15 protein-coding genes are annotated in these 15992 nt (G+C 43.0%); all 15 read right to left on the minus strand.

Features of this window, described 5'->3' with window-relative positions; genetic code table 11:
* Window positions 1-40 precede the first annotated feature (40 nt).
* The 15 genes from tdh to ymfI all read right to left on the minus strand — a co-directional run bounded on the left by tdh (window position 41) and on the right by ymfI (window position 15951).
* Window positions 41-1081 (minus strand): L-threonine 3-dehydrogenase, encoded by a 1041-nt coding sequence (tdh, locus tag ACXAEY_RS11230; RefSeq protein WP_270181909.1) that lies wholly within the window; start codon window positions 1079-1081, stop codon window positions 41-43.
* Between the two features lie 188 nt (window positions 1082-1269).
* Window positions 1270-2136: a 2-oxoacid:ferredoxin oxidoreductase subunit beta gene (locus ACXAEY_RS11235; protein WP_270181908.1), complete on the minus strand. Its 867-nt coding sequence runs from the start codon at window positions 2134-2136 to the stop codon at window positions 1270-1272.
* Window positions 2123-3874: a 2-oxoacid:acceptor oxidoreductase subunit alpha gene (locus tag ACXAEY_RS11240; protein WP_270181907.1), complete on the minus strand. Its 1752-nt coding sequence runs from the start codon at window positions 3872-3874 to the stop codon at window positions 2123-2125. The genes ACXAEY_RS11235 and ACXAEY_RS11240 overlap by 14 nt, the downstream gene beginning before the upstream one ends.
* A gap of 108 nt (window positions 3875-3982) precedes the next feature.
* Window positions 3983-4906, minus strand: coding sequence for a dipeptidase (locus ACXAEY_RS11245; RefSeq protein ID WP_270181906.1), 924 nt, complete (start codon window positions 4904-4906; stop codon window positions 3983-3985).
* Window positions 4907-4992: 86 nt separating this feature from the next.
* Entirely contained in the window at window positions 4993-5253 is a 261-nt protein-coding gene (gene spoVS, locus ACXAEY_RS11250; RefSeq protein ID WP_066231967.1) for a stage V sporulation protein SpoVS, read from the minus strand.
* Window positions 5254-5359: 106 nt separating this feature from the next.
* Complete coding sequence (locus ACXAEY_RS11255) at window positions 5360-6154, minus strand: TIGR00282 family metallophosphoesterase (protein ID WP_270181905.1); 795 nt, start codon at window positions 6152-6154, stop codon at window positions 5360-5362.
* A 102-nt stretch (window positions 6155-6256) separates the two neighbouring features.
* On the minus strand, window positions 6257-7819 hold the full coding sequence (rny, locus tag ACXAEY_RS11260; protein WP_270181904.1) for a ribonuclease Y: 1563 nt from the start codon (window positions 7817-7819) through the stop codon (window positions 6257-6259).
* A gap of 376 nt (window positions 7820-8195) precedes the next feature.
* Window positions 8196-9239, minus strand: coding sequence for a recombinase RecA (gene recA / locus ACXAEY_RS11265; RefSeq protein WP_474812063.1), 1044 nt, complete (start codon window positions 9237-9239; stop codon window positions 8196-8198).
* Between the two features lie 180 nt (window positions 9240-9419).
* Entirely contained in the window at window positions 9420-10988 is a 1569-nt protein-coding gene (locus ACXAEY_RS11270) for a DEAD/DEAH box helicase (RefSeq protein WP_270181902.1), read from the minus strand.
* 11 nt (window positions 10989-10999) lie between these two features.
* Window positions 11000-12229 (minus strand): competence/damage-inducible protein A, encoded by a 1230-nt coding sequence (locus ACXAEY_RS11275; RefSeq protein WP_270181901.1) that lies wholly within the window; start codon window positions 12227-12229, stop codon window positions 11000-11002.
* A gap of 91 nt (window positions 12230-12320) precedes the next feature.
* Window positions 12321-12899, minus strand: a complete 579-nt coding sequence (pgsA, locus tag ACXAEY_RS11280) for a CDP-diacylglycerol--glycerol-3-phosphate 3-phosphatidyltransferase (RefSeq protein ID WP_474812065.1) — start codon at window positions 12897-12899, stop codon at window positions 12321-12323.
* Window positions 12900-13035: 136 nt separating this feature from the next.
* Window positions 13036-13953, minus strand: a complete 918-nt coding sequence (locus ACXAEY_RS11285) for a helix-turn-helix domain-containing protein (protein ID WP_474812067.1) — start codon at window positions 13951-13953, stop codon at window positions 13036-13038.
* A gap of 17 nt (window positions 13954-13970) precedes the next feature.
* Complete coding sequence (locus ACXAEY_RS11290; protein ID WP_270181898.1) at window positions 13971-14756, minus strand: DUF3388 domain-containing protein; 786 nt, start codon at window positions 14754-14756, stop codon at window positions 13971-13973.
* Between the two features lie 158 nt (window positions 14757-14914).
* A complete protein-coding gene (locus tag ACXAEY_RS11295) occupies window positions 14915-15169 on the minus strand; it encodes a DUF3243 domain-containing protein (protein ID WP_224882202.1) in 255 nt (84 codons plus the stop codon).
* Window positions 15170-15240: 71 nt separating this feature from the next.
* Window positions 15241-15951, minus strand: a complete 711-nt coding sequence (gene ymfI / locus ACXAEY_RS11300; protein ID WP_474812070.1) for an elongation factor P 5-aminopentanone reductase — start codon at window positions 15949-15951, stop codon at window positions 15241-15243.
* Window positions 15952-15992: the final 41 nt, after the last annotated feature.

Here is a 15992-nt window from a genome sequence, read left to right on the forward strand (position 1 = left end):
ACCTGCCTCCTTCTAATTATGTAAAAGCTCAACATGAGCTTTATGGATGTAATACTACCTTACCACATTTCCCTTCGAGCATTAATTCAAAGCCTTTCTCGAACTCTTCTAATGGAAAGTGATGAGTGATCATCGGTTCGACATCTACTTGTTCAGATTGTAACAAACCTGACACCTGACGCCATGTTTCAAACATCTTTCTCCCTGTAATCCCTTGAACGGTGATTCCTTTGAATACGATATCGTTTGTCACATCGATTTCAACAGGGCGTACAGGTAAACTCAATATGGAAACACGCCCGCCGTTCGTAACCATCTTAAAGCCCTGGTTCATCGCGATCGGGTGTCCTGACATTTCACATACAACGTCGACCCCATGACCGTCAGTCAGCTCTTTTACTTTTTCAAGAGGATCTTCATGACGAGAGTTCACAACAGTCGTTGCGCCCATCTTCGCCGCAAGATCTAGTCTGTAGTTATTAAGGTCGAAGGCAATAACCTCTGAAGCACCGGCAGCCTTCGCTACGCCAACTGCCATAATACCGATCGGACCACAGCCGATGATCGCAACTGTTTTACCAGCAACATCACCTGCAAGAACAGTGTGTACCGCATTTCCCATCGGCTCCTGCACAGAAGCAACATCAAATGAAAGAGACTTAGGGTTCTTCCAAATATTTTGAGACGGTAGCGCCACATATTCTGCAAAGCAACCATTTGTATCTACACCGATGATCTTCGTATTCTCACAAATATGAAACTTGCCAGTTAAGCATTGCGGACACTGGTTACATACGATGTGCGTTTCAGCAGATACGTGATCGCCAACCTCTACATTTGTTACTCGCTCTCCCTTTTCAACGACTACCCCTGCAAATTCATGACCGAATACATACGGAGGATTCACGCGACTTTGAGACCATTCGTCCCAAGCATAAATATGTACGTCAGTTCCACAAATGGACGTCGCTTTCACCTGTATAAGAACTTCATTTTCATCTATTTGTGGAATATCGACTGTTTGCAACTGCGCTCCTTTAGCTCGCTCGTGCTTTACAATCGCTTTCATCTTTCCTTCCACGACAAACACCTCTCTTTTTTCCAACCTTCTCACAATACTGTTACCACAATCATAGTACCACTTTTCCTATTTATCGTAAAGGAAAAATGTCCACTCTGCGCGGACACCTATAGTTTTATTTCTGGACTTTATTATCTCTTTTATAAACCAATAAAATCCCTCGTTTTTCAACGAGGGACAACTTATCATTACATAAATTCTGCCATCAATTCAGTAAACTTGTCTTCAGATAGCGTCAGGTTTTGTTTGGACAGAGGTGATTCACTATAACCTGTCACTGATTCCTGGTAGGATGGTTTCGTTGGGTTATGATAGATCAACCCTTTTACAAGACCATCATGCTCCATGAGGGTTTGCATCGCCAACATCCGATTCGTCGGATCGTAGCCTTCAATATCTTTTAAACTGATCAAGTTTTCTTTGAACCAATCATACGTGTTGATCTTATTGAATGTTACACAAGGGCTGAACACGTTGATCAATGAGAATCCCTTATGCTGAATACCTTGTTCGATAAGGGCAACTAAATCTTTTAGATCGGTTGAAAAGCTCTGTGCTACGAAGCCACAACCGCTTGATAGAGCTAATTCCATGATGGAGAGTGAGGATTCGATCGAACCTGATGGTGTACTCTTGGTTTTAAACCCTTCAGCACTCGTAGGAGACGTCTGACCCTTTGTCAGACCATAGATCTGGTTATCCATGACAATGTAGGTGATGTCAATATTGCGTCGCATCGCATGGATCGTGTGCCCCATTCCGATCGCAAACCCATCACCGTCCCCACCGGAAGCAATAACGGTAAGGTCTCTGTTTGCCATCTTAACACCTTGCGCAATAGGAAGGGAGCGACCGTGAATTCCGTGAAATCCGTAAGCGTTGATGTATCCACTGATTCTACCTGAACATCCAATTCCTGACACAACTGCTAAATCATCTGGTTCAAGTCCGACGTTCGCAGACGCACGCTGTATAGCCGCTTGAACAGAAAAGTCTCCACAGCCAGGACACCAGTTTGGTTTCACCTGATTTCGAAAGTCTTTAAATGTTGCCATCAGTTAACAGCTCCTTGCATTGTTGATGAATATCACCTGGTAAGAATGGATTGCCATCATATTTTAGGAGACTTTCAATCTTATCAGCATAACCTACGTTCATCTTCACCAAGCTCGCTAGCTGACCCGTTGCGTTATGCTCGATGATCACAACCTTCTTAGCAGCTTCAAGCATCGGTCTCAGCTCATCCGCTGGAAATGGATGTACGAGTCGAATGTGTGCATGATTTACTTTGTACCCATCTTCTTCTAGTCGAGGGATCACCTCTTCGATCGACCCTCTCGTGGAGTTAAAGCCTACCAATAGCACATCAGGTTCTTTATGCTTCTCATCTTTATAGACAGGGGTGTCGAACGTTAGTCCTCTGACCTTACGAAGACGTTTTTCCATCTGATCTTTCCTGTTCTGAGGCACTTCAGAAGGTTTTCCTGTCTCGTCATGCTCAACACCTGTCACATGAAAGATTCCGTTCTTTGTACCTGGGATAACGCGGGGTGACACACCGTCTTCCGTCACTTCAAATCGCTTGAAATAGGACTTATCCTCTCTCTCAGGTAAATCATAGTCCGCCAGTTTCCCTCTTCGGATTTGAATTCTATGATAATCTAAAGGTTCCACCGTTTGTTTTCCTAGAGATAGTTGAAGGTCAGAAAGTAATATCACAGGGCACTGGTACTCTTCAGCGAGATTGAACGCTTCTATTGAATCATAGAAAGCTTCCTCTACAGTACTTGGTGCGATTACAATCTTAGGGATTTCCCCATGCGTACCATAGATCATCGCAAGGAGATCTGACTGTTCCTGCTTTGTAGGAAGACCGGTACTAGGACCGCCACGCTGTGTATCGACGATGACGAGAGGTGTTTCTGTGATACCAGACAGTCCGATCGACTCCATCATGAGCGATAGTCCAGGTCCAGCTGAAGCAGTTAGTGTCCTTACCCCTGCATAGTTTGAACCGATCGCCATCGTAGCGGCTGCGATCTCATCTTCTGTCTGAATAACCGTTCCGCCGAATTCAGGAAGCTTCTTGATTAAGTATTCCATGATCTCAGATGCTGGAGTGATCGGATAAGCAGCCATAAGCCTTGCGCCACCAGCAATCGCACCGAGGGCGATCGCATCGTTCCCAATCATGAACATGCGATTCTTCCCATCAGCTTTTTTAAGAGAAAGCGTCTTAAGGTTTGAGTCAGCTGTCTGTTTAAATGCTTCAGCCCCGCGCTGAATCGCTTCCATATTACTATTGACGACTTTTTCCCCTTTTCTTCCAAAGATTTCATCGACAACTGCCTTATATGTCTCCGTATCGATCCCAAGAGCTGCGCTAGTTGCACCGATCGCTACCATATTCTTCATGAGTGAGGTACCGAGCTCTGTTGCAATTTCCGTAAACGGAACAATCACGAGCGTTGCTTTGCAATCATCTGGTTTAACAGGCTTGAATTTTGCATCTGCGATGATGATTCCATCCCCATGTAATTCGTGGCCGTTAACATCGATCGTTTCCTGATCAAATGCGATGAGCATGTCCAAGTCATCTGAAACAGCGCGAACTTCCTTCGTGCTTACGCGTATCTTATTATTCGTATGTCCACCTTTAATACGGGAAGAAAAATGCCTATACCCGTACAAGTAATAACCCATACGATTAAGTGCTATCGCAAAAATTTCACCTGTGCTGTCGATACCTTCCCCCTGCTGTCCGCCAACTTTCCATGAAAGTTGTTCGATCATATTGCCCCACCCTTTCTAGTCTAGTGAGAGAATCACTTGCATATAGTACTAGTTCGAAATAGGAACGGTTTTCCCTGCTCTATCATATTTATATTGTTAATTTCTACCTTAAGAAGGGATTCGTTCTTGCAAGTTCCTCCATAAAAAGCCTTCCACTTCCTTATTCGAATATCGCATGCGTAATTCCTCTATCAACTTTGGGTAATCTCCATAACTTCTTAAGTCTCTAGGTACTTGGTCGATGCCGTCAAAATCTGAACCAAGCGCAATATTAGCGATTCCACCGAGTGAAACGATATAGTCGATATGGTCTAAAATATCTGCGATGCTCGCATTCCGATCGTTTCGAAGGAACTTCGGTACAAACGTTACGCCTATAACTGCATCTTTCTTAATGAGAGCCTTCAGCTGCTGATCATCAAGGTTTCTCGGATGCGTACATATTTTCTTTACGTTTGAATGAGAAGCGATAATAAGATCTGTTTCCTCTAACACATCCCAAAATGCCTGTATCGATAAATGGGACACATCTGTCCAAATACCATTTTCATTATGTAATCGTACGATACGCTTACCAAAATCAGTAAGCCCTCCACCCCGTGTTTCAAGAATCCCATCACAAGCGGCGTTTCCATAATTCCACGTCAGTCCAACTGAACGTACGCCAAGTCTAATGAGTGTCTTTAACCTCGTAATCTCTCTACCAATCGCGTCACAGCCTTCTAAAGTAAGCATCGCGCCAATCTTACCAGGAGGTAGTCGTCTCGCTTCTTCCCTCGAATAAACAGCTACAACGTCATCGTATGGTCTTATGATACGATCATAAAAAATATCGACCATCTCGAGCGCACAATCAAACTTTGCAGCATCTGGTACGCTTTCTGGTATATAAATCGCAAACAGCTGCAAACCGGCTCCCGCACTTCTCATTTGCTGTAAGTTCGTATGAAGGTCTGCTCCATCGAGAAATGAGAGTGAAGGATCATTCCACATCTTACTTAGTACGTCACAATGTGCATCGTATATTTTCATAGATATCCTCCAATGCCTATGTATTTCTCTAATCCGTATAAAAAAACCTGTTTGTAAAAACAAACAGGTTATCTTAACGGAATCACTTATCGCGGTTCAACAATTAACTTGATAGCGGTTCGTTCCTCACCATCAATTTGAATGTCGGTAAAAGCAGGGATACAAATGAGATCAACTCCGCTCGGTGCTACGAATCCTCTTGCAATTGCTACAGCTTTGACAGCTTGGTTAAGCGCTCCTGCTCCAATTGCTTGAATCTCAGCATTACCTCTCTCTCGCAGGACGCCAGCAAGTGCACCAGCTACAGAATTTGGATTGGATTTTGCTGAAACTTTTAAGATTTCCATTTTGAAAGCCCCTCCTTAATTTGAGCATCCATTACCACTCTAGACTATATTCCTTGCCATAAGCTTGTATTCCTGCTGATTCCGTTAATTTTTCAAGCTTTCAAACCTATTCGTAGAATGGATGATCCTCATTGATTGCGATTCGTTCGATAGCTTTAGCTGTACCAGTTTTTGGGTCAACTGTTAAAAAGACCCCACTAAGTTGTTCCCGACCTTTGGTTACTTCAAACCTTACGGGCATCGTTGTTAGGAATTTTTTAATAACCGCTTCTCGCTCCATTCCAAGGATACCATCATATGGTCCCGTCATCCCCGCGTCAGTCAAATAAGCTGTCCCTTGTGGCAAGATCCGTTCGTCTGCAGTTTGAACGTGAGTGTGCGTACCGATTACCGCAGAAACTCTTCCATCTAAGTACCAGCCCATCGCTAGCTTCTCGCTTGTTGTTTCAGCGTGGAAATCCACAAAGATAACGGACGTACGCTTTCTCATTTCCTCTACAAGTTCATCCGCTTTAGTAAATGGATCATCGATTGCAGGAAGAAACGTTCTCCCCTGTAGGTTGATGACACCAACTTCCGTTCCATTTATATTAACGATCGTAGATCCATTTCCTGGTGTACCTTCAGGAAAGTTCGCTGGACGCACGAGCTTTGGCGCACGGTCGATGAACTCGAAGATTTCTCGATTATCCCACGTATGGTTTCCCATCGTGATCACTTGAGCTCCTGACTCTAAGAAATTACGGTAAATCTTCTCTGTAATTCCTCTTCCTCCTGCAGCGTTCTCACCGTTTACAATCGTAAAAGTCGGCTTGTACTTTCGTTTTAAACGAGGTAAATAGTGAGATACCATATCTCGCCCCGGCGATCCAACAACATCTCCAATAAATAATATCTTCATAATACAACTCCAATCTGTCTAGTCTTACTTAGTTTATCAAATGCTTCGCCGCTTTTTAAGCATTATAGAAATAAATAAAGCGATGCACGAGGCATCGCTTTATTATTTCGCATACTCTACTGCCCTAGTTTCACGAATGACCGTGACTTTAATGTGTCCTGGGTAGTCGAGTTCATTTTCGATTTTTTTGGTGATTTCTCTTGCGAGTCTGTAGGATGTTACATCGTCTACGATATCTGGCTTAACCATAATTCGAATCTCACGACCAGCCTGAATCGCAAATGACTTTTCAACACCGTCGAACGACTCAGAGATTTCTTCGAGTTTTTCAAGGCGTCGGATATACGTTTCGAGTGTCTCTCGACGTGCACCTGGACGAGCTGCGGAAAGTGCATCCGCTGCTGCAACAAGTGTCGCGATAACCGAAGTAGCTTCCGTATCACCGTGGTGTGATGCAATCGCATTGATGACGACCGGATGCTCTTTGTACTTCGTTGCAAGCTCAACGCCAATCTCAACGTGACTTCCTTCAACTTCATGATCGATCGCTTTACCTAAATCATGTAAGAGACCTGCACGTCTAGCTAACTGTACATCTTCTCCAAGTTCAGCTGCCATCAGTCCAGTTAAATACGCAACTTCCATAGAATGCTTCAATACGTTCTGTCCGTAACTTGTACGGAATTTCAAACGACCAAGAATTTTGATCAGATCTGGATGTAGCCCATGTACCCCAATTTCGAACGTGGACTGCTCTCCTACTTCTCGAATGTATTCATCCACTTCCCTGCGAGATTTCTCGACCATTTCTTCAATTCTCGCTGGGTGAATTCTACCATCCTGTACGAGTTTGTCCAGAGCATTTCGTGCGATCTCTCTTCGAATCGGATCAAAACCGGAAAGAATAACTGCTTCCGGAGTGTCATCGATGATAAGATCGATCCCAGTCAGCGTCTCAAGAGTTCGAATGTTTCGGCCTTCACGACCAATGATTCGACCTTTCATCTCATCATTTGGCAGGTTAACAACGGATACCGTTGTTTCTGCTACGTGATCTGCTGCACAGCGCTGAATTGCAAGGGAAAGGACCTCTCTTGCTTTCTTATCAGCTTCTTCTTTCGCATTGTACTCACGCTCTTTTACCATTTGCGCAAGTTCATGTTCGAGTTCCTGCTCACTTTCACGCATGATGATCTGCTTCGCTTCTTCCCTAGTTAAACCGGAAATCCGCTGCAGTTCACGCTGTTGCTCTTGAAGCATCTCCTCCACTTTGCTTTCCATCTCTTCAATATGTCGTTGTTTTTTGGCGAGAGCGTCCTCTCTTCTTTCCAGGGAATCCTCTTTTTTGTCTAGAGTCTCACTTTTTCGATCAAGGACCTCTTCTTTTTGAACCAAACGATTCTCTTGTTTTTGTAACTCATTTCTGCGTTCACGAATTTCACGCTCTGCTTCAACACGAAGATTATGATTCTCATCCTTCGCTTCGAGCAAAGCTTCCTTCTTCATAGCTTCCGCATCGTTTTTACCTTCTCTGATAATCCGTTGCGCTTCTAATTCTGCACTGGAGATCTTCGCTTCAGCAATCGTTTTGCGAACAAGAAATCCAACAACTGCTCCGACGATTACAGAGACAAGCACAGTGGAGATGATGATAAATATATCCATCGAACTCACCTCCTCCTGCTATTAACTTGTTGGTTTGCTGTCATGTTAGTTCTTTGTACCACTTGCAAGATTTCAATCCAGCACATTTCATGTGTTAAAGTAAAGTTATAATTTTGCTAGAAAATTATAATTATACACTTAATATTGTAGCTTTCACCATTCAGGTTGTCAAGAGAGTGTCAGAAGGCGAAATTGCTTTAAATCCCTCTTTGTTACTCATTTTTTCTTGCCATTTAACAAGATAAGGTGATTCCTAGTATTGCCAACATTTCCTTATGCTAGACGATTTTTACTAGTTTTCATAGAAACATCATCTATGATATGCACCTTTATCTAATAAGAAAGAGCCGATCGAATTCGATCGGCTCAGTTTATTTTACTCATCTTCAAGAAGTGAATCTTGTCCAGCAGCTGTTTCGTCCACCTGCTTATCAGCATCTAAGTTATGATGCGCGCGTACGCGTGCATTGATTTCGTCTTGAATTGCAGGGTTTTCTTTCAAGAATTGCTTCGCATTCTCACGACCCTGTCCTAGACGTTCGCCTTCGAACGAGAACCATGCACCGCTCTTCTGAACGATCTCAAGGTTAGAACCAATATCAAGGATTTCACCTTGCATAGAGATTCCTTCACCATACATGATGTCCACTTCAGCTTGCTTAAATGGAGGTGCTACTTTGTTCTTTACAACTTTGATACGGGTTTTGTTTCCGACCATATCATTTCCTTGCTTGAGCGTTTCTGCACGACGAACTTCAAGACGTACAGAAGAGTAGAATTTAAGTGCTCTTCCACCTGGTGTTGTTTCAGGATTACCGAACATAACGCCTACTTTTTCACGGATCTGGTTGATAAAGATAGCGGTTGTTTTCGACTTGCTGATTGCTCCAGACAGCTTACGAAGCGCTTGAGACATCAAACGTGCTTGAAGACCAACGTGTGCATCTCCCATTTCCCCTTCGATTTCAGCTTTAGGAACTAATGCTGCTACTGAGTCAACAACAACCATATCTACTGCTCCACTACGTACTAGGGCTTCAGCGATTTCAAGCGCCTGCTCACCAGTATCCGGCTGTGAAAGCAATAGCTCATCTATATTAACACCTAACTTTTCTGCATATACAGGGTCTAGAGCGTGCTCTGCATCAATAAATGCAGCTTGACCTCCTGTGCGCTGAACTTCTGCGATCGCATGAAGTGCAACCGTTGTTTTACCAGAAGATTCTGGTCCGTATACTTCGATAATACGGCCCCTTGGATATCCACCTACACCAAGAGCAATATCTAGAGCAAGTGAACCACTGGATACTGTAGAAACACGCTGCTCAGCCTGTTCGCCAAGCTTCATGATCGATCCTTTACCGAATTGTTTTTCTATTTGTCTCAATGCCATATCTAAGGCAGCTTTGCGATCACTCACGAAAAATTCCTCCTCGTTATTAAACTATCACTATCATATCTCTTTTTGGACGATTTGCCAATAGAAAACCGAACATTTATTCGTCTTTTTTTTATATCGACTTCTTCTACTTCGCCATCCTAGCTTACCATAGGTACTTTAAAAAGAAGAACGATCAGCTCTTGAGCTGATCGCCTGGTATTATACTCTGCTTTTTTGAGGTTTTGCAGGTTCAAGGTGGATTGATTTACCACTTACTCCGCCTGCGCGAAGTGCTTCATACACGAACGGTGCTACGTCTTCAGGTACTTCAAAGAAGGAGAATTTCTCAAAGATATCGATTCTCCCAACAGTTGAGGTGTTTACGCCAGCAAGTGTTGAAAGCTCTTCAAGAAGCTTTTTCGGATGCAGGTCAATATTTCTTCCGACGTTTAAGAAGAAACGAACCATGCCGTTTTGTCCGCCTGTTTCCCCGAAGTTGTACTCAGAAGGCGTCGTGTTTTGTTTCTCCTCGATGGCATTCTCAAGAAGTGACTGAACGACGCTATGTGCATCGTATTTAGAAAGAAGCAGATCTGCAATCTCACTTGCAGTCGAATCTTGTTTGAGTGACTTCATCTGCTTTTCAACAGATTTAACGATATTCTCAAGGTCGACCGTTTCATCTTGGAGTGGTTCTGCTGATAGGTTCAACTTGATCTTTGATTCGATCGACTGTAGAAAACGCATATCTTTAGGTGTGACTAACGTTAATGCAACACCTTTGTTTCCAGCTCGACCCGTACGCCCTATTCTGTGAACATAGCGCTCAGGATCTTCTGGAATATCGTAGTTGATCACGTGGCTAACGTGCGCTACGTCGATACCACGAGCTGCGATATCTGTCGCAACTAAAAAGTTAAGCTGCGAACGTCTAAACTGCTTCATAACACGTGTACGCTGTTGCTGTGTTAGGTCTCCGTGCAGCTCCTCTGCACGATAACCGCGTTTTTTAAGAGACTCAGTCAGCTGAGAAGCGCCCTTTTTTGTTTTTGTGAAAATGATACCGAGACGAACCTGTTCATTTTCAATAACACGACAGAGCGTATCGAATTTCTCACTATCGAACGTTCGATAATAGACTTGCTCAACCGTATCTGCAGTCACATCACCTTTTGAAACGGAAATCGTAAGCGGATCCTTCAAGTACTTTCCTGAAAGCTTACGGATCGGTGCTGGGATCGTAGCTGAAAACAGTAAAGACTGACGTTTGTCTGGTAGCTGCTTAAGAATCAATTCGATGTCGTCGATAAAGCCCATATCCAACATTTCATCGGCTTCATCGAGGATTGCTGTGTGAACGTGGTCCGTTCGTAGCGTCTTTCGTTTCAAGTGGTCAAGCATACGCCCCGGTGTACCTACAACGATATTGACACCTTTTTTTAGAGCTCGGATTTGATGGTAGATCGGTTCTCCACCGTATACAGCCAGAACATTTAACCCTTTGTAACGAGAAATCTTCTGAAGTTCAAGCGCAACTTGAATTGCGAGCTCTCTTGTTGGAGTTAAAATGATCGCTTCCGGTCCGCCTCGCTTCGATACTTTCTCAACGAGAGGGATACCGAACGCAGCGGTCTTACCAGTTCCTGTTTGAGCCTGGCCAATCATGTCTCTACCTTCTAAAATAGGTTCAAGAGCCTTTTCCTGTATAGGAGTAGCCTCCTTGAATCCCATTTCTAGAACCGCTTTTCTTACTTCTGGTGATAAATCAAAGTCTTCAAAATTCTTCATACGTCCGTAATTCACCTTTCTAGCTTCAATAATGTATTAAATCCATATTTTACTGTTCGTTTTCGGATAGCATCTCGATTACCAGCAAGCTTTAAGCAAATGACTTCCTCACCTCGAGGAGATGCCATTCCAATAAAAACAGTGCCGGCTTCCTTTCCTTCAATTGAGTCAGGTCCGGCCACGCCGGTGAAACTAATGCCGATGTCTGTGTTATACGTATTCTTGATACTTCTCGCAAGTTCGATCGCACATTCTTCACTTACAGCGCCTTGAGAAGAAAGCGTTTCAGCTGAGACGCCCACCTTCTGTTTTACTTCGTTAGAGTAACACACAATTCCCCCATAAAAAAGCGATGAAGCTCCGGAAATACTCGTAAGCTCCTGACTGAACATACCTCCAGTGAGGCTTTCTGCAACAGCGATCGTCCAGTTTTGCTTTTGTAATAGAGAGAATGCTTCCAACGAAAGAGAGGTTTGGTCGTACCCATAAAAATACTTGCCAACTCTCTTTTGGATTTCTTTCTCTGTCTTTTCGATCAGCTTACTCGCTTCTTCTTCAGAGGCAGCTCTTGCTGTAAGTCTTAACGTTACTTCCCAATCACCAGCTAACGGGGCGATTGTCGGATTCGTCTGTTGATCGATTAAATCTTCGAGCTCAGTCTCTAGGCTGGATTCGCCGATACCAAAGAAACGTAGGACGCGAGAAATAATTCTCTCCTCCTGCTTCATTTCCTTCAACAAAAATGGTTCAGCGTAACTTGTAAACATCGGATAAAGTTCTTTTGGCGGTCCTGGGAACAGCATATATGTACACTCATTATTCGAGAATGCCATTCCAGGTGCCATCCCATTATCATTTGGAAGAACAGTAGACCCTTCGATGACTAGAGCCTGCTTACGGTTATTCTCTGACATGGTGAGACCAGTCTTCTTATAGTATGCTTCGATGTTATCCATTGCTTCCTGGTTGTAAACGAGCTGTTTTGAAAGAGCTTTCGCGATGGTTTCTTTCGTGAGGTCGTCTTTCGTAGGACCTAGCCCTCCAGTGAATATCAATAAATCTGAGCGGCCCTCAGCAACTTCGATCGCCTGTTTGAGACGAGTGCTGTTATCGCCGACAGCAGTGTGGTAAAACACATTTATCCCAAGGTCCGCAAGACGCCTCGAAATAAACTGAGCATTCGTGTTAGCGATTTGTCCTAATAATAATTCTGAGCCGATTCCAATAATCTCTGCATTCATAAGCTAACGCTCCTCCTCAAAACTTAAGCATAGTTCCTTTATATGTTGCGGGAGACAAAAAGGAACAGAAGAGTCTGTTCCTTTTTTGACATCAACGAGACTTTAGTAGAATCTCTTTGTTCTTATTAAAATAATTCCATCCTGAATAAACTGTGATGATTAACGCAGCCCATAAGGATATTGTTGCAAAAGGAAATCCTATCGCTTCAAAAGGGATGTTATTGATAAGTAGGGCTGAGATCGCTACGATTTGAATCCAGGTTTTGAGCTTACCGAGATTACTCGCAGCCAGAACCTCACCTTCAGATGCCGCAACGAGTCGAAGTCCTGTTACTGCAAATTCACGGCTCAAGATGAATACTACGATCCAAGCAGGAGCTGATCCGAGCTCTACTAATGAAACGAAAGCAGATGTAACAAGTAACTTGTCAGCTAGCGGGTCAAGAAACTTCCCAAGATTCGTCACGAGATTATGCTTCCTCGCAATGTAACCATCCACCCAGTCCGTTACAGAAGCCACAATAAAAATAATGGCAGCAATAAGCTGAGAATTTGAAATAAGTGTACCTGCAATTTCAGTTTCCCCTAATGGAAGTGGCGCTAATAAAAATAAAAGAAAAACAGGGATTAGAAATATTCGAGATACTGTAATTTTGTTAGGCAAGTTCACGTGTGTTCCTCCTAGAGATCATTTAGCAAAATCGTTTTCTATTTTATCATTGTTCCCTCAGACCAGAAAGGAAAACATATCCAGATCGGTTTTAAAAGAAGCAGGGGCCATCTCAAATAAGATGACCCCCAAGCTGCTACTCTGCTTTTTTGTAATTAAAGGTAACATTCTGGACTACTGGTTCGTTAGGGATATCAATCTTCTCACCGTTTACAAGAACGGTAATGTTTGGCGAACTGCCGATTCGTAAGGAAGCAGAAGCTACATTCGTTAAATCATGAGTGACCTTTTTATCTTTCTTGAGGCTTTCGTAGATATATTTCTTATTATCTCCACCGATTAAGGCAACCCAGCTACTTCCTTTTGCTTCAACGGTAATCTCAAACTTTTCGGCATTTGTAATTTCATATGTTGAACTAGATGCATTGCCTTCTGTTTTATTGATTTCCATTGCAGGAGCTGGCTCCTCTTCTGGCTCTTCATTTACTTCAGAATCTTTTTCATCTTCGGCTGAAGGCTCTTCGTCAGCTGCTGGCTCTTCTTTCGAGTCATCCTTTGGCTCGTCTTTCACTTCATCAGATGCAGGAGCATTTCCACTATTTTCGTCGCTCGACACCTGTTCTTCTGTTTGGTTCGACGCACCGTTTTGACTTGTTGTCGCATCGTTTCCTTGTACAACAAACCATATGATACAGGCTACCCCAATGATCAATAAGATAACTAGAACGGAAGGAAATACGGATGACCACCTGTTTGGCTTACTTGGAACGGTCGGTCTCGTACGCCTAGGGGGAAGGTTTTCTGGTACATCTGAGTTTGATTTTGGTATTTCTGAGGCATACTCCTCCAGCAGTTCTTCACCGTGAAGGCCAACTGCTTCCGCATAGTTTTTAATAAAAGCACGCGTATAAAAATTACCTGGAAGCAGTTCGTAGTTCCCTTCTTCTATTGCAAGAAGATAACGTTTTTGAATTTTTGTAATGGATTGAATTTCATCGAGCGATAAATCTTTATCGTTTCGAGCACTCTTCAATCGTTGACCTAGCTCTGTCAATGGAAAACACCTACCAATTAGTTAAAGTCAAAACCACCCGAAAACCCAGAAGCTTGATTGTCGATAACTTGATATGTAATCTCTTGCTCTGGATCGTCACGCAATTCAATTATATAATCAAAATCATTCATCGTATACTCTGTTTCTCTCACAAAAATATCTGGATGTTCTACAACCTTCGTTGCAGGTAATCTCATCATATCACGTAGCAATTGCCAATGCTTCTCAGAAGACCTTTTAGCAGATACGATTCCATCGATGATAAAAATATGGTCGCTATTCATCTCATCATCAGCGATTTGCTGGCGAACCGTTTGCTTTAACATCGTAGACGAAAGGAAAACCCATCTTCTATTCGCACAAACGCTTGATGCTACGATCGATTCTGTTTTTCCAACTCGCGGCATACCTCTAATTCCAACGAGCTTATGGCCATCCTGCTTAAAGATTTCCGCAAGAAAATCAACGAGTAATCCTAACTCATCTCGAATAAATCGAAACGTCTTTTTATCATCTGCATCACGCTGTATGTATCGGCCATGACGGACAGCGAGTCGATCACGAAGCTTCGGCTCCCTTAGCTTGGTTACTGTAATGTTGTCCATCGTGTTCAAAATCGATTCTAAACGCTCGATCTGTTCAATTTGTTCAACGAGTAATAGCATCCCTCTTCGTTGATTATCAACACCATTGATCGTGATGATATTAATCCCGAGCATACCTAATAATGATGCGATGTCACCGAGAAGACCCGGTCTATTTTTGTGTATTTCGTATTCCAAGTACCATTCCTTCTTCTCCATATAGCAACTCCTTACACCTACACATTTTCCCATGTTTATTTAATCATAAATGATTTTAGGTAAGGTTAAAAGAGATGATTCAGTATTTTGTTTACTTTTCTTGTCTGCATTGGTAAATAAATAAAAAAAGAAGGGTGATAGCACCCCTCTCGCACTTGTTATTTATTTTGACCTTGAACAAGTTTCACCATCATGTTGGCAATCGCATGCTGTTCTTCTTCATCAGCAACATGCCATAGATCAGCTAGTAACTGTTCTTCTTCATTCTTCGCTTTAACGCCATCAGCTAAATAACCGCCGATTTGATATGCAACATCAGAGATTACTTCTTGAGAAAGCCCCTGCTGCTCCCCTTGAGATAGGCGGTCATGCAGAAAGCCCTTCCAGCTATCAAAGTTATCGAGTACAGACATCTTTGTCCCTCCTTTATTAGGTCATCACCTATATGTTGTCTAGAAGAGATTCCAATTATGCACAGATCTTTTTAAATCCAAGCTCCATCAACAGAAATAATTTGTCCACTTATATATGAAGAGTTCGTGGAATCTAGAAACGTTATAACGCCTGCGACTTCTTCAGGTGTACCCGCTCGACCTAAAGGAATCTCATTGATCAAATTCTGTTCATCCTCACTCGATAAGGAATCGTTCATATTTGTAGAAATGTACCCGGGAGCGACTGCATTCACACGAATTCCGCTTGGTCCAAGCTCTTTCGCAAAACTTTTCACAAAGGCATTCAATCCACCTTTTACAGTGGAATAGACCACTTCACAAGATGCACCTGTTGCCCCCCATACAGATGATACAACGATGATACTTCCACTTTTTTGTTGTACCATCGACGATGAGTAATGTTTCGCAAGCTTGACAGAAGACGTTAACTGCAGCGTGATCATGTGATCGATGTCTTTATCATTCATATCTGTTAAGAGTCCAATAAAGCTTGATCCGGCATTTAAGATAAGCGTATCGACTTTCTCTGCAATTCGATAGACGTGATCTAGTTCAGCATTGTTAGATAAATCTGCACGCACAGGAATGATATCTGCATTCGGATATTCAGCCATCATCTCCTTAACCCTTCTTTCGTTCGAATGAAAATGAGCATAAACGCGGTAGCCCCTCTGTATATACTCCTTCATCGTCGCTCGCCCGATCCCCCCGCTTGCTCCAGTAATCAAAACGTTCTTCATCACTACTCTCCCTTTCTACGCTAAAAAAAGCACCGCGCGGG

This window comes from Anaerobacillus sp. ABA4_114, from assembly GCF_056159065.1.